Origin of the sequence: Pseudoalteromonas luteoviolacea DSM 6061, assembly GCF_001625655.1 — a bacterium.
GTDB classification, from domain to species: Bacteria; Pseudomonadota; Gammaproteobacteria; order Enterobacterales; family Alteromonadaceae; genus Pseudoalteromonas; species Pseudoalteromonas luteoviolacea.
The window spans coordinates 176,382-195,011 of sequence record NZ_AUYB01000102.1; the positions used below are offsets into that span (position 1 = coordinate 176,382).

Sequence of the window (18,630 nt, forward strand, 5' to 3'; positions counted from 1 at the left end):
TAAACATCACTTACCACTTAATACTTGAGCTTAAATATAGAATATACCGACTTACTTTAGAGTGTGATATTTAAACTAAAAGTCACTTTTATTGATTTTATAGATCATGGTCGTGGAGCCAGAAAATCCGACAAGCCAATTGAGATACGGATAATATTCACTTTTTGTCGCGACAAAACCCTTTGCCTCGTACAATTTTCGAGCTCGTACATTGCTATCTATTACATCTAGTCGAACTGATTCATAATTGTTCTTAGCAGCATAGGCGATAATTTCATCCAGTAATTGGGACCCAATACCTAACCCACGATATTGTTCACCCACTGCGATACCATCCATTAGCAGTTCTTTTTCTCCAGCCTTTCTTTCGAATAGGCTAAATATTAGAGCGGCTTTAACTCCTTTAATGAACCCCAAACAATCTACTAACCCATTAAAATCTAAGCCTCCAGTGAATGATCCTTTTTGAGTCTGAAATCCAGCCACCCCAGTTATTACCCCATCAATACTTGCGACGTATGAAAATTGGGGTAAAAAGCTGTTATTAAATACCGTTATTCTGTCGCTTTTACGACTAATAGCCTTAGCAAACTTTGTCCCAAAGGCAACTTCATAAAGTTCAGCAACAGCCTCTGAATGACAAGTATCCCAACCTTGCATTAATAGGCATTGAGTCAATTAACGTGCTCCTATTTAAGTTAAATAAGCTTGCTAAAATAAAGCCATTTCTAGCAAGCTTGACGTCATTAACGCAAATCAAGTGCCATAAAACATAGTTATTGTTGATGTGCAATTATCATTTCTTTTGCCACAATAGCTGCCGAGTCCAAAAATAGAGTCGATACAATTCGACCATCAACCACAACTTCGGTTTTATCCTTTAGCGTCTTTTTATTCTGGGCGAATGCCCCATTTTTGTTTAATTTGTCTTCAACCATGATAGGTAAAAGAGTCCCCTGTTTTGCCCATGACTTGGTAACCTCCGTTGAATTAGGAAACCCTGCTACTTTTTTACCTTTGACCATGAACTCCCCTGAAGAAAGCACAACATCGGCGAAAGCACCAGCGCCATGACCAGCTGAACCTACAATGCCACCAGCTTCATAAATCCGCGCGATAATAGACTGAATCGCCTTGTCATTAGCAACGTCGAAAAGCGGACCATAGCCACCACCTATATATACCCCCCAATAGTCGTCAGGGTTTATATCTGCTGGCTTTAAAGTATTATTTGTTTTATCTAAAAAACCCTCATATTTTATCGTATATTTACTGATCCCCATTGCAAACATCTGAAACTCAACTTTGCCACCTTTTGGAGAAGCAAAATCCACTTCAAAACCATGGTTTAGAAAAATATGATATGGAGGTGCTACTTCCCAAAGGTTATTTCTCGCGTCATGCTTCTCTGGATCCCCCATATCAATTAAGTTTGAGGTAAGAATTAAGATTTTTTTTACCGGCTTTGCGTCAATGCAATTCGAAAATAGAGCCGCAATACACAATACAGCAAACATAAGGTTCTTCATTTTATTCCTTTCTACAATTGTTTTTTCTAATTTGACTTTAAAAACAATAACATGGTTTAAACCAAAATCAAAAATATATGCTTAAATTCGAGATAATTTAAAGGGTTGTTCTTGTAAGGTTCACCTAAAAAGGTTCTAGGATAACGTCTTCTTTCTTTGGTAAACACTGTCAAATTTTACCTATTTATATGTGGCTGATCGAAGTAACATCTCAATAGTTTCACCATAAATAAGGAATAGAACAATGAAACCAGTATTAAAGAAAGCAAACTTAAAAAACCTTGCAGTAACAGATGCACACTTGACCCCACAGCAGACAAAAAATATCGCAGGGGGTGCAGGGTTAAGAGGCATCACTTCCATTTTAATTTTCTGTGATACAGATGTGTTTAAATAATCAAATCGGAGGTGGCCCCACCTCCAATCCATTGCAATCCCCCCCCACGTTCACAACATCAAAAAAGTACATTCATCAACTAAAACAACCATATAAAGCATAAATATCAGCGTCAAACAACTTATACCCGAGAACTTCAGCAAACATTGAAAATGTAGAGTGGCGTAAACTCACTACAATAAAAATAAGCGAGCTTCTTTCACACCTAATCACTTTTTGGATATTGTATACAATATTGATGTGGGATATAGTTTACCGGTACCACATCCATCAATAAGTGTTGCTTTGCGTATGATGTATTAGATCTTCAGAAACAATAAAACATACAGTTAGTCTCATACGCTCATACAGTGAAGCAACGATTAAGGAGTAAGTTAGATGTCAAAATTAACTGGCATTACTTTAATTACGGCTGTCTGCCTCTTGACCGCTTGCCAAAGTAGTATCAACACCAAATCAATAAAAACCGCACAAATTGACTACAAAAGAGCTGAATCATTTTTACCACAGAACTTGGCGCCGTTAGTAAAGAACACAAAATTAAGTCCCAACTGGATAGATGATGGGAATACATTTTGGTTCAAGCACGAAAACTTAAATGGTCATCAATATATATTTGTAGATCCGCAAAACAATTTACAAAAACCACTATTTGACCACGAAAAATTGGCACTCAGTTTACGTCAATCGGGCCTCAAAGATGCGCAAAAAGAGAAGCTCAAGCTGACAGCACTAGATGTCAACTTTCCACAAATCAGCTTCAAACATGATAAAAGCAATTGGCAATGTAATATTGATACTTACATTTGTGAATCAAGCACCGTTAAAGATGTCGCCGTAGAACCAGGCACCTCCAGTGATGGCCGATGGCAACTCACTGTTGAAGACTATAATTTAGTGTTAAAAGATTTGAAAAATAACACAAATACAAAGCTCACACACGATGGGAGTGAAGGACATCCATATGGTTTAATGCACCCAAACCCAGCATATGACCTAGCTGATAATAAACCGTACAAACCCATGCAGATCTATGCCAATTGGTCCGCTGATGGCCGATATGTCATGACCTATCGCTTAGACCGCCGCCATACTGGAAAGTACTCACTTGTACGATCATCACATCAAAGGGGAAAACGGCCTGAAACGACTCAGTTTTACTACCCTTCAGCTGCGCAAGATACGCTTCCTACGGCAGTACTCGTATTAGTCGATACACTAAGTAAAACCGCAACCCATCTACAAGCTCCCCCTGTAATGCAAACCTATTTCGGTGCAGCAGTATGGGGATGGTGGCAGGACAACGGCAAGTTTGTTTACCACAATCGCTTTCGGGGCAACCGCCAATACTTTATGCGAGAAGTAAACCCAAAAACGGGTACAGTAAGAGTGTTAGTCGAAGAAAAAAATGACAAGTATATCGACCCGTGGGTTCAACAGTATTGGGAACTGCCAGAGATAAACGCTTTTGTTTGGAGCTCACAAAGAGATGGCTTTCAGCACTTGTACCTTTACGACTTGAGTAACGGCAATTTTAAAAATGCAATAACAACGGGTGACATGACCGTGCGAGTCATTCGTGGAATTGATACTGAGAAACGTCAACTCTACTTCGAGGCATCAGGAAAAGAGCTAAATAGGGATCCGTACTATCGCCACCTTTATCGGGTAAACTTAGATGGCAGTGATTTAACTTTGCTCACACCAGAAGCGGCTGAACATGACACTCGTGTATCCCCAGACTACAAATATTTTGTAGATACCTATTCCACGGCTACTTCGGCACCAATTTCTGTTCTAAGAAGTACAAAGGACGGGTCCATAATTCGTACGGTACAAAGAGCCGATACTAGCGCGTTGTTGGCCACTGGGTGGCAGCCTCCAAAGCCATTCTCTGTTCTGGCAGGAGATGGAAAAACGTCACTTTATGGATTAATGTATTTGCCCTCAAATTTTGATCCTAGTAAAAAGTACCCTGTAATTGATGACATTTATACGGGGCCACACAACTTCTTTACGCCCAAATCGTATGTAACGTACTACAGCCAAGCAAATGCACTAGCCGAACTTGGTTTTGTCGTGATCAAAATGGATGGACGAGGCACAAGCAAGCGTGGGCGAGCATTCCATGAATATTCGTTTAAAAATCTCAGTGGTGGTAGCGATGACCATGTGGCTGCTATCAAACAGCTTGGCCAGCGCCACAAGTATCTTGATCTTGATCGTGTCGGTATTTTCGGTTTCAGTGCAGGTGGTTACGACACCGCACATGCAATGTTCAAATACCCTGAATTTTTTAAAGTAGGCGTTTCTGCTTCTGGTAATCATGATTTTAGAGTGGATAAAGCTGGGTGGAATGAAATATGGATGGGCTATCCAGAAACACCACACTGGGAAGCTCAATCAAATTTGAACTGGGCAAAACACTTACAAGGTAAACTTTTGCTCGCTCATGGCGAGTTAGACACTAATGTTCATCCAGCTGCGACGTTACAGTTGGCGGATGCCCTGATGAAAGCGAATAAAGATTTTGATCTAATGATTTATCCAAATATGGGTCATGTGCTAGATAAAAACCCATACTTTGTAAGGAAGAGGTGGGATTATTTCGTACAGCATTTACTGGGGGTCGAGCCGCCCAAATCGTATTCAATAGGTGACTAAAATAGCGAGCTGCACCAAAACAACAGGCTGAAATTTAAGATTTATATAAAAAGCCCCGGTGCTTCACCGAGGCTTTAAATCACTCTGGCCGTTTAGTTACACGACTCTAATTTTTAGAGTGAACCAATTACTTAATTGGTAAAGTGAGCGTACCAGTCTTGAATTCAGAGTTATTTTTCAGCTGATAACTGTAATTTAAAGTAATAGAGTTAACATTACCCTCTTTATCATCAGATAGTGAAATAAGAAATTTGAAAATATACATCGACCTACTGCAACACTCAAAGCCAATGATAATTTTTATATTTTAATGAATAATAATGCACTTGATAAATGAATGAAAATTTGAGAGAAAATAAAAAATACATTGAGATTTAAAAGGCGCGCAAATTATTAACTCCGCACGCCACTGGTTAACAATTAATCGATGTTAACTTTTTTAATGTTAACTAACACCTCACCCTGACTACTTTCATTATCACCAACTAAGAACAATGATAATTCGCCTTGTGTGGTTACAAAGGTAGGTAGAAACTCATTAATTGCTTTGATTGTCTTTTGACCTTTTGTATTTATATAGCTAACACCAAGTGAGCTATATTTATCACCATTTTGATTATAAGCTGAACTATTTTCAAATATCTCTATTGAGTAAGTAGTGTTTGGCTCAACAACATGTTTAAATGCTTCGCCTGTCTGGCCACCAAGTGAATTGGTATTCGCTTTTAATGATACAAGCTCGCCCCTTATTTTTGAGACACCACTAACTTGCACGCGTACATCACTAATACTCACATTTGAGTCAGTAGTATAAGGTGTAAATGCGATCTTCCCCTCACGGACAAAACTCTGTGCAAAGCCTTCATTTTCATTGAAACATTTTGAGAAAGTTGTGCGAGCTAAGCCCCCAGCACTGCCACTGTAATTATTGTCACCTCTAAATGTATCGCTGTATACAAAGTATTTGTACAAATATACTCCAGCCATGCCTGGCGTAGAGCCAGAACCAGAGTAAGCCGTATCAATTTCAAAGCATACTGATTCAACTGAATCAAAATACTTTGATATATCAACATATGCTTTGGAGAAATCGGCTAAGTAGCCCGGCGCTTTGTTTTTGAAGTCTAAACCTTCAGTATCTGCTTTTGAATAGCTCAAAGGGAATGGTGATTTTACAATCGGTTCTATATTAACCGTTGCAATTGAAGCTTGAGCTGAAATGGAAAAAATAAATGCAGATGTGAAAAGTGCTTTATTAAGCATGTGTCGTCCTTTTTAATATATTAAAGCATAGCCCCTCTATGCTGCGGAGAATTATATATAACCAACAACCACTGTCAATTAAAATATTATTTTTTATATTTTAAATATAAAACCCCTCTAAATAAACAAGTTTAATATTTGTTTTATATTTGTGAATGCAGATAACAATTTTGCTGCTATGCTTATGGTTTAACCTTTTGTAGAGAGTCAACGTTTGATGCTTTTACGTTGTGCCATATTGGTTTGCACTTTAATTACAGCAAATACTTTTGCAATGCCCATTACAGAAGCCGAGTTTGAGAAGCTAAGAGCTGAAATTCGACAAGCATCTGCACAATCGCCACTTCAAGCAATCGATACCACTGATGACATCCTGCGCCAAAATGACAGTCAGCTATCAACTAGGCAAAAAATTAGACTGCTCTATGGCAAAGCTTGGTTTCAAATTCAAACAGATGATGTACACAGTGCGATTTCTACACTTTCGGTTTGCAAAAAAATGAGCATTGAAGTTTCTGATCCAATAATTTTGTATAGCTACTATAGCTTGACAGCTGGGGCGTTAACCCGCATGAGTTTATATGAAAGGGCTCTAGAAAATTACCTTGAAAGCTATCGTCTTGCAGCACTAATGGAAACAGATATGTTCTTAAAGCAAACCGAAAACAACATAGGTAATGTCTATTTAAAGCTAAGTCGCTTTGAGGATGCCAAATCATACTTCGAACGATTTTATCAAGATGCAAAGGAAAGAAATTTGCCGCAACAAATGGGGGTTGGATTAAACAATTTAGGCGAGGCTTATTTTGGTTTAGGAAACTTCAAAAAGGCATTATCGCTCCACTTAGAAAGCCTTAAAATTAGAGAAGCGAATAATCTCACCTACCATAGTTCATGGTCTCACTATAACCTCGGCAGGACCTATCTTGCACTAGACAACACCGAGCTAGCAAAACACCATTTAACTGAAGCCATAAATATACGTAAACAAAGTAACGCAATAGCAGATAGCATTGCACCGCAAATTGAGCTAATGAAGTTGAAAGCTTTAACTGGAGACACCAAAGACCTTGAAATCATGCTTTATGATGTCATCTCACTAAGTAATGAACATTCTCGATTTCAAGAGAAAACCCATGCCTACCAGTTGTTAGTCGACTACTTTAGCAAAAAGCAAGATTGGAAAAATTCATTTATGACTGCACAGCAACTCATGCAAACCAAATTTGATTTCTTGCAACGACAAGCCGAAATAGGTGTCGCATTCTATGCAGCGCAGATGAATCTAGCAATTAAAGAGCGGGACATTGCTCAGCTGACACAAGAGAATGAGCTACACCAAATAAATACGCAGGCAGCTAAAAGCCAGCTTATTTTAGTACTCGTTGGTGTACTGATAATTGCGCTATTGACATTATTTTTTGTACGTAGAATAAACGCCAAGAATCTAACCCAAATCGAAACACTTGAAAACCTTAAAGCGACACAAAAGCAACTGTTAGAGTCAGAAAAAATGTCTGCTATGACGACACTCGTTTCTGGTATGGCACATCAGCTAAATACACCGCTCGGACTGGTCGTGACTTCTGCATCTTGCCTTGAGGCCAAACTAAAAGAGATCCACGATCTTCTAAACGATCAAAAACTCAGTGCTAAGCAACTTAAAAAGTTCCTTGAAGAGTCCTCCGAAATGCTTGAAATGACAGCGAATAACTCAGGAAGAGCGGCAGACCTCATCGCCCGTTTTAAAATGATCGCTGCTAGCTTAGACAGCAGCGAAGCCGTTCAATTTGACGTACTTACCTATTTAAAAAACCGCTCTGAATTAATTACGCAAAGTCTCGATAAAAATATCGAAATTGACGTGTATGGCCAATCAATTCAAGTTCACTCTCACCCTGAAGCCCTGCTTAAAGTTATTTCTCAACTGGTTAACAACTCATGTAGCCATGGTTTTATATCTCAATCTTCGGGAAGAATAATGATAGAAGTAAGGGAAGACAGAGACTCGGCGGTGATCACCTATCAAGATGATGGCGTCGGTATCAACGAAGCAGAGCAACAACAAATTTTTGAACCATTCTATACGAGCCAGCTCGGCCAAGGTAAACTGGGCCTCGGGTTAAATATTGCCTACAACTCTGTTGTACAAGTATTAAAAGGTAAAATAAGCTACGAGCATCAAGACTGTGGCGCCAAATTTGTTGTAAAAATCCCAAAGCGAACTGAATAGCATTTGTTTAACCAAATCTGTAAAACTACCCATGCACAACGGTAAGAAAAGCCGATGAATATTGAGTCAGCGACTCTACAATCAGTTTTATCAAAAAGACCACACACCCCGTCATACGCCTTGATAAGTAACACGCACGCTGCACCAAAAACTTTTTATTTTACATTTAATATCAATATTTATATCAAAAAGATCAAAATTTAAACAAAAATATTATAAGTGAATTACACAAAGAATATTGTAATTAGACCGTTCCAAGCATACAGTTATTGTGAAACACACACTATAAATCTGATATGTTTATCGCCGTAAATTACCTAGTTAGTTAAAGGTACAAGTAGTTGAACCACTTGTATGCCCTGTCTTTCAGAGCTGATGTTTAAGTGAATTATCAGTATATACAACATGTAAAACGACAAGGAGCAAACATGAGTATTAACAAGCGATTTAAGCTATCTAACATTGCGGCAGCAACTGCAATGACACTGAGTTTACCTACCCTAGCAGATGCACCGATACTGCAACAAAAAGCGACATTGCATAAAGCCAAAATAGAAGCAAAATCGGCAAAAAGTAATCGCTATATCATTCATTTCAATCAAGAGTTAACTGGTGGTAAAGCTAGTTTCAATGACTTTATGGCTCTCAATTACTTATTTACAGCAGGTGCAGAACCACTATTTTCACTGAATGGTCAAAAAGCCATGGTTGCTGAACTAGACGACTTCAGCCTTGAGACATTACGCAGCTTCTCTTCTATCAAATCGATCGAAATAGACCCAAAACGTTACTTATCGCCGGCCGTTAAATCAGCAAAAACAATTATACCTTTTGCACAAAGTACCCCGTATGGCATTAACATGGTACAAGGACACTTGCTTTCTCAAACCAACACATCGGCTCGAAAGGTTTGTGTGATTGATACAGGGTATAACTTAGGCCACCCAGATCTGCCTTATGGCAACGTAACGGGCAATGCAAACAATAACGCTGTAGGTAGATGGAATAACGATGGCAATGGGCACGGAACGCATGTTGCAGGTACAATTGCAGCCGAAAATAACAATCAGGGTGTAGTTGGAGTCTATCCCGGTATGGACTTACATATCGTCAAAATTTTTGATGATAATGGTCAGTGGACATATGCATCAAACCTGATTAATGCCATTCAACAATGTAAAGATGCAGGTTCGCACGTTGTAAATATGAGCCTAGGTGGAGGCAACTACTCAAACAGCGAAAATACCGCGATGCAAAACTTCGTAGATGGTGGCCTAATGCTCGTTGCCGCAGCGGGCAATGACGGCAATAGCTCTAAATCTTATCCTGCATCCTATAACTCTGTTATTTCTGTTGCGTCGGTCACTTCTAGTGAATCTCGCTCTTCATTCTCTCAGTACAATGATCAAGTAGAAATCGCAGCTCCCGGCTCAAGTGTCAACTCTACCTATCCAACGAACACATATAGAAGCTTAAGCGGTACGTCTATGGCCACGCCACATGTTGCTGGCGTAGCAGCTCTAGTGTGGAGCCACAATACACAGTGTACAAACCAAGAGATACGGGCCGCACTAAATGCGACAGCAAAGGATAAAGGTGCTTCTGGCCGTGATAATTATTACGGCTATGGCATCGTTAAAGCGAAAGATGCTGCCGATCACATTGCCGCAAACGGTTGTCAAGGTGGCGGAGATCCTGGTGGTGTAACCCCTGTTAACGGCTCACTACCTAACTTACAAGGGGCTCAAAATGGTTGGACTCACTATACTTGGGATATCCCTCAAGGTGTGAAAGAAATGAGCCTGAGAATCACTGGCGGGACTGGCGACGCTGACCTCTATGTAAGATACAATGCACAACCTGATGCAAACAATTACACTTGTCGCCCTTGGAAAAATGGCAATGAAGAGCAGTGTGTATTCACTAATCCTAACTCAGGTAAGTGGCACATTAGCCTTTATGGCTACAATGCCTATAATGGTGTTACCCTCCAATACGCTTACAAGTAATTTCATTTTATAGCGGGGATCCTCCCCGCTTTTTAGTGTCTAGCTCCATATGTATCGACTAGGTTAACCCGCATAACACCTTAAAACGTATTAACCTATTGAACTATATTTTAGGCGCTCGTTTAAAAAAGATAATTCGCCAAAATGGACCAAATAAAAACCAAAAGAAAATAGTAAATAGCGGCATTTTAAACCAAATATGTAAGGCCTCTGTTTTAGACGCATCATTTACAAAGCCTACTATCAATACCAGCAATGCATAGGTAATGACTACTGCCAAGATACAGCGAAACCACAGTTTTAACTCCTCAATAACCGCAGACCAACCAAACACCTCGTCTGCCTGAGAGTCTACACCACCAAATTTTTGAGCAAACCATTGATCGGCCCACGAAATTAAGGTAGGACCAAAAGCAACTGTAAATCCGATGTACGCGCAAGCGAGCCCGTGGGCAAAAGTTGCACTAGCGCCTTGAGTTAGGTCCATTGCAACAAACACCAAAAGCAACAGATCCACCAAAGGTACACTTACCAGCATATATGCGCTCAGCTTTTTTCTGCCAATCAGATACCTAACTGCAAACCCAGAAAATAGTAAAACCCAAAAAGCGACCTCACACACCAAGATCACTACATATACAATATTAAAGCTGATACTCATGCCCAACATCTCTATAAAATTTTGCTGAAAATACCAAAACAGCCCTAAATACTGCCAGACAACGGCTATTTCGGTTGGTATTTATCAGTGATACCGAATGAAAACGGTCGATAGTTAGACCATGATAACGTGCCTGCATTTGGATATATACATTCATGACCTTAAATTCCCTCTTGAAGGCTGATTGACGCATTGGTTGCTAGATCAATCACTGCAGGAAATACTTTTGAACTTTGTAGAAACGTTTGGTATGCCTTCTAACCCATTGGGTACTTAAAAGCTGCTATACCGCTAGACATAGCAAATTATAAAGAAACCACACCTGAGCTTTAGATGTAGCTATTTACCGAAAATAAGTTGGCATCATATATAAAACAGAACCATAAGGTATTCATTGGTAAAAAACCATTCTTCAGCAACGCGTGACTTATTAAAACAACATATTTTATAGGTGATAACTTCTTAAGAAAGGACAAAATAGGAGATAAAACTAGTAAATTTTATTCACCCCAATAAGAGTTAATATTTTTATATATTTAGTTATATATTCATTTTAAAAAATGCTAAAAACTTTGAGTTAGTGCACTCAAAAGAGTGCACTAAAACAGTTATTACTTGATGTAATATTCAACAATACCCGCAGTGTAGCCACCGCTGAACTCCCACTTGCTAAATGCGCCTGTGAAGTTGTATACATGTGACCAACCTACATTTAGGATTGCCTCACTGTAGTCGCCACCAGAACCACCACAGCCAGAAGTTTCTGTATGCCAGAAACGGCCATATGGCGCAGGGTTGTTAGCAAGTGAATCAGTCTGATTTAGTGAGATACAAGATGCGTTAAGAAGTGCATCTTTTTCAACAATACCCACATTTCCAGCGCCATCTACGAACATAATGCCGTATTGCATGCTATCTCTAACCGCTTGCCAGTTTGCATCTTTCATTACACCAAAGCCGTCATGCTTTACAACGTCTACCGCATCTACAGACTTAAGTGATGTGTTATGGGTTGCAAACAACGTCCAACCACCAGACTCTTTGTCCATATTACAGTACACTTCAATCGGTGCAGAGTTTGCTGGCGTAATTGTGTAGTAACCACTTGCAGCAAGCGGGCTTTGCGCTTGGATTGCTGCGCACGAGCCGCCGACTGGAGGCTTTGCGAAATCCTGAGCCAGCCTTGGCGCTGCTGTATCGCGACCGTAAGAAGTCACGTCTTGTGCAAATACATGCTTGCCAAAGTTTAGGACATTTACATGCTCAACAATGTGCGTTAGCTCATTGTCTTTTGATTGCTCTTCTTGAAGATATAAGCCATATGTTGCTTCAGTGGCCGCAGAATGATCCAGTTTAACTTGGTCAATGACAAAGTCGTGTCCACCAATGTTACCTGTATTGGTCGGAGAAACGATAGCTAGATACGCCACAGTTTCTTGTGTCGGCAAGTTTGATGCTTTTTCTTCGCCCTGCTTCAGAGCGATGAAGCCGTGTTGCGTTACACCATGGATACGAGTCACGTATGCTTTTGCATTGTCATTTGATTGGCCGGTTAAAAAGATATGCGGCGTTTTTGTGAACTTTTCAGCAAAACTAATTGTGTTTTCACCGCTACCTAATTTAAAAGTGCCAACTTCAATTACTGTGCCGTCAGCAAGCGTTTGACGGCCAGCAGGTAAAGAAAGAATAGCTAAGTCTTCTGCACCATGGGCACCATCAAGGTAAGGCCATTCTTGAAATTTGATCTCTACACCGCCAGCTGATTGTTTGAGCGCAATCACGCCAGCATCAGTTTCTTTGTCGGTTGGAACGCTGGTGAATACAAGGTTACCGCTCGTATTATTTATAACATTCCAAGCATCATTTGCTGTTACTTCAGAGTATTCGTTAACAGCCATTGCACTTGTACATGCAAATAGAGAAAGCCACAGGGTATTTTTAAGCATCATTATCTCCTTTCAAATGACACGGTTATTAATCAGCTCAATTAATGAACTTCATTTTATAGCTATACTCCAAAGAGTATTTAATCTACTGAAATAGCATCTTGGTGGCTAAGGTTAAAAATGAAAAGTACTGATAAAAATCAAACCATATTAGAACCCACCAGATGAATTGATTATATGAGTATTTATAACCTTTTATATAGTATTAATTTATTATTTTTTGAAAGTTATGAATAAATGCATTATCGCACGCATTTTAAGCAAAATCGTGCACTCAACCTTTAAAATAACCTATGTATATAACGTCATATTATTGGACTATAAAAAGGAGGATAATAGTTAAATATATACAATAAAGGAGTTACCAACACAGTTTGAAAGAAGTGTTTTTATTTAATGAAGTAGAAAGCAATGACGAAAATTAATCTGAATGTATATTCTTCAACCAAAAGCAGGGTGTTAATTGTCCACTTATAAAAACTGAGACTCACCGTCTAATCAAATTACGCAGACTCTCCCTGAGCTATCAGCATTGCTACACTCTCTTGTATGGAGCCACAATAGCCCGATATAACTTTCAGAATTTACTAAATGTTCTATACATTCTAATTAAAAATTGACAAGCAATCACCAGATGAATATATTATTGCCACGGTTTAGCTTCTTTGATCTGTGTCAATTCGAAGTGCCGTAAAGATGCGATTGGCATGAACTTGTTTAACTGTGAGCTTTAAGCGCCTCCACATAACTTATGTGACTGTAGTCTACACTTTGACTGAATTGGCGACTTGATTAATAGTTAAAATTGAAAGAGATAGTTTCTACCGTCGCTCATTAGTTTAGAAAGTGATATTAAATAGCACGGAGATATGCGATGGAGCATTGGTCAGATTTTTTTCCTTATATTTTTATGGCGGTAAAGGTAATCGCATTAGGCATAGCTGGATTTTTCGCCGTTAAATGGCATTTTGACCAAGACAGAAAGCTGAAGGAAAAAGAGTCTAAAGGAAGTTAAGCTAAACTTAGCATGAGGCCGCTTGAAGAATTATTTTATTGCGGTCTCTCGAGTTTTTATGCTCAGCGAGCACAACACTCTAAGTACCTACTTCACCTCAACACATAAGTACATTACTCAATCAGTTCAATACTGAATCTGACTCCAAAATGTATGTCTGAATGCACCTTCCCTACCAGAACACACTGTATTAGTTACGTGATTAGATAAAAGTCAGCTTTAGTGACTCTTATAAATATCGAGCAATTTAGGCGGCCTCACTCTTATATACAATGAAGTATTTGTTGCGGTTTCTTTGGAGGTTCATGACAGTCCCCAGCGGCAGATTCACCTGCCACTTAATGTTTAAAAACCGTACAACACTCAAGTTTTCGTTCGATAGCACTTTAAGTTTTTTCGTAAATGTGGCTTTCATTTCTTTGTCCAATAAACTTGCACACTCAATTAGATTGCATACTCAATAAAATACCTTTGCCGTCATTATTCAACATTACTTGTGACAACTTTCCCTGATTAGCTCAGCTTCGCTCAACGCCAGTAAAATTGACCTGCGGCGTAATAATTTGTAATAGGAAAGCTTGCCATCGTGAACTACTTTTACGAATGTTGCTGCCCGAGTTAGCTACTTTGGCAGTCACCTACCGTCAAAAAGGAGCAAGTTCATGAATGAACCAATTAATAAAGAGGCGCTGTCCGGACTAGCTGAAGGAATTAAGCCTGAGCTTAGGATCAATAAATCACAGGAACAAAAGATTAAGAATCGAAACAGCAAGTATAAAGCTGCAGATGTTTCTTGTATCAAGGCTATCGCCCAAGCCGCAATTAACGTCGAATTATTCACAATTCCACTCTATATGACTGGCTTGTATTCCATCTACGGAATGCACTCAATAGGCGACGATTCGGGGTTATACCCGGGACGCCAATGGCCGGGATTGGCAGCAACAGCAGGTTCTGTCCCCCTTGATAGACAACTCGGTCACGATGTTACTTTCGAGCCTCCATTACCTAAAGAGTTATCAGTGAACGAGCAAGTATTTAATGGGGTTTACAGCGTATTCATAGAAGAGATGCTACATTTGCAATTAGCATCGAATATGGCAAGCAAATTGGGTTTTACGCCCTCTTTCACTAGTGCAGCATTAATCGATAAGAACTATGGTTGGCATTGCTACAACAACCAGACCATGATCCCACATGTATTGGACTTTCAAGATTGTGATAGTGATTTAAACAAATTAAGTCCACAAGTGAAGGCCTACTTTGAAACTCACTTTTCAGGCAAGAGCCTGCAAGATCTTAAAGTCAACGCGACCGAGCTCAATAAAGAGCAAGCCTTACTTTTTCTTCTCATTGAAGAAACTGACGAAGATGCAAAAAAGATTATCCAACCGAAATATTTAGCACCAGGTGAAGATGGTCGTCCCAAATATTTCGAAGATGCACCTTTTGATTGGTGGGAAGCACAGAACACCGAGTCCGATTTACCACTGTTCGGTTCAATTGGGCACATGTATCTGTGCTATTGGAATTACCTGCAAATTCAATATGACGATGGTAGCTACCTGCTAGACGAGTTGTTAACGCCAGTTCAAAGAGATTACTTTAATGTCCGTCCAGGTGACAGCAATTACAAAGCTCAATTCCCAGAAATAGACGGCTCTTTAAACCCTGAAGATAGCGATGAAAACCGCTACGACAAACTTAAAGAAAAGCTCATGAACAACGTAAATGCCATCACTGATCAGGGCGAAGGTAAAGGCGTGGCAATGATGATTTGCCAATATTGGGGTCATGAACCGTGGGCTCAGCGAGTATTAAGTAAATTACTCAAGCAACAAAATCAGGATGACCACACAGTCGAAGAAAAATTCCAACCTAGTGAAGAAGCGCTCAAGTCCGACTACCCCGGCGACCCTATCTCGGGCTCTGCCTGTGCTCGTATTACAAATAAGCGCAAGGATCATTTCCTTATCTTTCAACAGACATTGGAACTGATAGTCAAATATGGTGGCACAAATCATCAAATCAATGATAGATATATGACTTGGAAAGACTGGCATTGCGAAGGAAACCGTTGGCAAGCGGCTATGTTAGATCCGAATGGAGGAGATATTGCCAAAGCCAAACACCCTGATCTACCAAGTGTAACGGAGATCGCCCAAGCGCTAAATAATCTAAGTAGAACAGAAAAAAGCCTCACTGACACCCATCAACTGTTCAGTCAATCCGCCGTTGGCACCCTTAAAGGGTTAACCACATCATTAGATCGTTACTGGTCTGGCGAAACGAGTGAATTTCCGGGTCCAGCAATGGGAGGATCGGGCGATAGAGTTTCAATTTGTTGGGCAGCGACTGGTTTAGCGCCCAACCTGGTCTCAGGGATAGCCCCTTCACAAGAAGACGCACTTTACCATGCTTGCCAAGGCATGAGCTACACCTCGGAGGATACAGGCTTACCACCCGCTCAGGTATATCACAGCTGTAAAGGGTCGAATGACTGCAAGGCACAAGGCGGGTGTGGGTTTGTGCACAGCACTACTTCAGGTGGTAGCTGCGGCTCTAGTGGCGCAAAAGGAATTAAAAGTGCACCCGCAGACAACAAATGCAACAACCTAGGTGGCTGTGCAGTCCCTATATCTGCATCGCAGTTGTTTCCGTCACTTCCAGCAGATGACAGCGATGGCTACAAAATGCAGTTGTTTCGCTTTTACGGCAAAGACAACAACTTTGAGGCAATTAGCTATGTAACGCCAGATGAAAAGCCTTTGCCACAAGATTGTTCAACAGCCGAACAAACAACACCAATGCCTTACAAAGAGGGCGATGCCGTTTATAAAATTGCATGGCAGGCATACTGTAATGCCAATGGTCTTGTTGACCTACAAAACGGCAACATCCCTGAGCCACCAGCCGCTGATGACATTCGTCTCGCACTCCCACCGTCAACGTAAGGGTGCGCAATGTCAATTAATTACACTTTGGAGGCGCAGCACAATGCTGCCGCCTCTTTTTCAAAACAGAGAAACCTAGGTTTTGGCGTTGGATTGCGCAGCCAACACTATCCGCATTTAATGAGCAACTGTGATCACATCAAGCAAAAGCCCGTGGACTGGTTTGAGATTATCAGCGAAAACTACATAGACAACTATGGCTATGGTCGACATGTTCTAGAAACCATGCGAGCTCACTATCCGATAGTGATGCACGGTGTTTCCATGAACATTGGTAGCACTGACCCACTTGATTTAACTTACCTGAAGAAACTCAAAGCGCTGAGCGACTTTGTACAGCCCATTTGGGTGTCTGATCATTTATGTTGGACAGGCATAGCAGGGGTAAATAGTCACGACTTACTGCCTATGCCGCTAACAGACGAGTGTATTATGCATGTGATCCGTCGGGTTAAAGAAGTTCAGGAAGTGCTGGAGCGGCCAATTATTCTAGAGAACCCATCGACATATCTTGAGTATTGCCACTCAAGCCTTAGCGAACCAGAATTCTTTAACGAGCTTGTAAGCGCGACTGGTTGTGGAATGCTTTTGGATGTCAACAATGTATTTGTCAGTGCTTTCAACCATGGCTTTGACCCTGAAGCCTACATTCGTGCCCTGCCCCATCAAAGTATCGTTCAAATCCATATCGCCGGACCAAGTGATTGTGGAGACTGTCTTATTGATACCCATGACCAACCTGTGCCTCAACGTGTTTGGGAACTGTATGCCCTAGCCCAAAAATTGACAGGTGGTGTTTCAACGCTACTAGAGTGGGATGCCAATATTCCGCCGTTTGAGGAGTTAGCCCAAGAACTAGGTAAAGCAAAAAAGGTGCTAAGAGGGGAAATACCCACACAAATGGTACGCAAAGGTGCGCAAACCCAGTGTTCAACACCAGTGGTACAGGAAATGCATCATAACGCAGACCTAGCAAACAGTTTAAAGCCGGTAACAAAATGACACACTCAACTCCCGACCTAAACCAACTACAACACTGGTTGTCTCTTATTTTGATTTCTCGTGGGGATTTGCCACAGAAGTTATTTACCGCTGCTCAACGAGATGGCCTGACACTACAGCAATGTATTAAATCAACATCGCAACTAAGCGCACAGCGTAGAGTCGATATATACGCTGCTGGGTACGTAATGCGCTTGGTAGAGTGCCTCAAGAGTGAATTTTCACTGCTTTGTGCTTTCATGGGAGAAGACGTTTTTGAGGTTTTTGCAAAGGCTTATATCGTTACTTTGCCATCACGGTCTTTTACCCTACATACACTGGGAAAATCCTTCGTCAGCTTTTTGACAAATACTCGGCCACAAGGAGATTTTGATGAGCAACAAAACGCGATGTTTGATGTTCCGCTTGAGTTAGCTAGGTTCGAGCGGGCCAAAGCAGAAGTATTGCTGGCTGAAGGACTAGAAGGAGCCTCCAATACTGATATCGCAATCAATGAATTTGAACTACTCGGTGGTGGCGCGACTTTAAGCCTAGTTGCGCCTCCTTGCTTACGCTTATTAGTGAGTGAATATGACCTTCTTCCGCTGGTCGAGCAACTCGAAAATGGTCAACCCCACTCATTACCCAAAAAAGGCACTCGCTATGTGGCATTAAGTCGACATAAATACCGCTTGATAACCCAACAATTGACTCAATGGCAGGCAGACCTATTAGTACATTGTGGTCAGGCTATCTCGTTTGAACAAGCCTTGACACAAAGTGCTCACAGACAAGGGGTAGATCCAGCAGTGCTTAGGGCTCAGTTGGCAATGTGGCTTCCAGCCGCTGCTGCTTGTGGCCTGCTCGTTGTGGAACGTTTAAAAAGCCCGACCGTAACGATGGCCAATGCTTCCAATTAAGTAGGAACACATTTAACACAGGATAATCGAATTAACATCAAAAGTGGGGATTTAGAAT

14 protein-coding genes are annotated in these 18,630 nt (G+C 40.7%); 8 read left to right on the plus strand and 6 right to left on the minus strand.

Annotated elements, in window-relative coordinates; all coding sequences use genetic code 11:
- Positions 1-75: 75 nt before the first annotated feature.
- Positions 76-678 carry a GNAT family N-acetyltransferase gene (locus N475_RS11655; RefSeq protein ID WP_227008494.1) on the minus strand — a complete coding sequence of 201 codons (603 nt, stop codon included), beginning with the start codon at positions 676-678 and terminating at the stop codon, positions 76-78.
- Positions 679-776: 98 nt separating this feature from the next.
- The gene (locus N475_RS11660; RefSeq protein ID WP_063365328.1) at positions 777-1,529 is read right to left on the minus strand and encodes a type 1 glutamine amidotransferase domain-containing protein; all 753 of its coding nucleotides are present in this window, start codon (positions 1,527-1,529) and stop codon (positions 777-779) included.
- Between the two features lie 244 nt (positions 1,530-1,773).
- On the opposite strand from N475_RS11660, the gene N475_RS25475 reads away from it, so the two are divergent.
- Together N475_RS25475 and N475_RS11665 are read left to right on the plus strand one after the other, a co-directional pair.
- On the plus strand, positions 1,774-1,926 hold the full coding sequence (locus tag N475_RS25475) for a hypothetical protein (RefSeq protein WP_155730927.1): 153 nt from the start codon (positions 1,774-1,776) through the stop codon (positions 1,924-1,926).
- A gap of 378 nt (positions 1,927-2,304) precedes the next feature.
- Positions 2,305-4,590 carry a S9 family peptidase gene (locus N475_RS11665; RefSeq protein WP_063365329.1) on the plus strand — a complete coding sequence of 762 codons (2,286 nt, stop codon included), beginning with the start codon at positions 2,305-2,307 and terminating at the stop codon, positions 4,588-4,590.
- A 420-nt stretch (positions 4,591-5,010) separates the two neighbouring features.
- Here N475_RS11665 and N475_RS11670 read toward each other — a convergent pair whose 3' ends face one another.
- Positions 5,011-5,853, minus strand: coding sequence for a hypothetical protein (locus N475_RS11670; protein ID WP_063357711.1), 843 nt, complete (start codon positions 5,851-5,853; stop codon positions 5,011-5,013).
- 217 nt (positions 5,854-6,070) lie between these two features.
- Here N475_RS11670 and N475_RS11675 point away from each other — a divergent pair, with 217 nt between their 5' ends.
- Complete coding sequence (locus N475_RS11675) at positions 6,071-8,086, plus strand: tetratricopeptide repeat-containing sensor histidine kinase (RefSeq protein WP_063365330.1); 2,016 nt, start codon at positions 6,071-6,073, stop codon at positions 8,084-8,086.
- A gap of 428 nt (positions 8,087-8,514) precedes the next feature.
- A complete protein-coding gene (locus N475_RS11680) occupies positions 8,515-10,095 on the plus strand; it encodes a S8 family serine peptidase (RefSeq protein ID WP_063357709.1) in 1,581 nt (526 codons plus the stop codon).
- Between the two features lie 103 nt (positions 10,096-10,198).
- Here the strand turns inward: N475_RS11680 and N475_RS11685 are convergent, their stop codons facing one another.
- From N475_RS11685 to N475_RS11690, 3 genes are all read right to left on the minus strand, one after another.
- On the minus strand, positions 10,199-10,756 hold the full coding sequence (locus N475_RS11685; protein ID WP_063357708.1) for a hypothetical protein: 558 nt from the start codon (positions 10,754-10,756) through the stop codon (positions 10,199-10,201).
- Complete coding sequence (locus N475_RS25480) at positions 10,740-10,913, minus strand: hypothetical protein (protein ID WP_155730926.1); 174 nt, start codon at positions 10,911-10,913, stop codon at positions 10,740-10,742. Before N475_RS25480 ends, N475_RS11685 begins: the two co-directional genes overlap by 17 nt.
- A 454-nt stretch (positions 10,914-11,367) precedes the next feature.
- The gene (locus N475_RS11690; RefSeq protein WP_142047632.1) at positions 11,368-12,705 is read right to left on the minus strand and encodes a fibrinogen-like YCDxxxxGGGW domain-containing protein; all 1,338 of its coding nucleotides are present in this window, start codon (positions 12,703-12,705) and stop codon (positions 11,368-11,370) included.
- A gap of 871 nt (positions 12,706-13,576) precedes the next feature.
- On the opposite strand from N475_RS11690, the gene N475_RS25840 reads away from it, so the two are divergent.
- The 4 genes from N475_RS25840 (at position 13,577) to N475_RS11705 (ending at position 18,572) form a co-directional block, all read left to right on the plus strand.
- Positions 13,577-13,717 carry a hypothetical protein gene (locus N475_RS25840; RefSeq protein WP_169809460.1) on the plus strand — a complete coding sequence of 47 codons (141 nt, stop codon included), beginning with the start codon at positions 13,577-13,579 and terminating at the stop codon, positions 13,715-13,717.
- A 662-nt stretch (positions 13,718-14,379) separates the two neighbouring features.
- Positions 14,380-16,671 (plus strand): ferritin-like domain-containing protein, encoded by a 2,292-nt coding sequence (locus N475_RS11695; protein ID WP_155730925.1) that lies wholly within the window; start codon positions 14,380-14,382, stop codon positions 16,669-16,671.
- 9 nt (positions 16,672-16,680) lie between these two features.
- Positions 16,681-17,673, plus strand: a complete 993-nt coding sequence (bufB, locus tag N475_RS11700; protein ID WP_063365331.1) for an MNIO family bufferin maturase — start codon at positions 16,681-16,683, stop codon at positions 17,671-17,673.
- Positions 17,670-18,572, plus strand: a complete 903-nt coding sequence (locus tag N475_RS11705; protein WP_063357705.1) for an HvfC/BufC N-terminal domain-containing protein — start codon at positions 17,670-17,672, stop codon at positions 18,570-18,572. Before bufB ends, N475_RS11705 begins: the two co-directional genes overlap by 4 nt.
- The last annotated feature ends 58 nt before the right edge of the window (positions 18,573-18,630 follow it).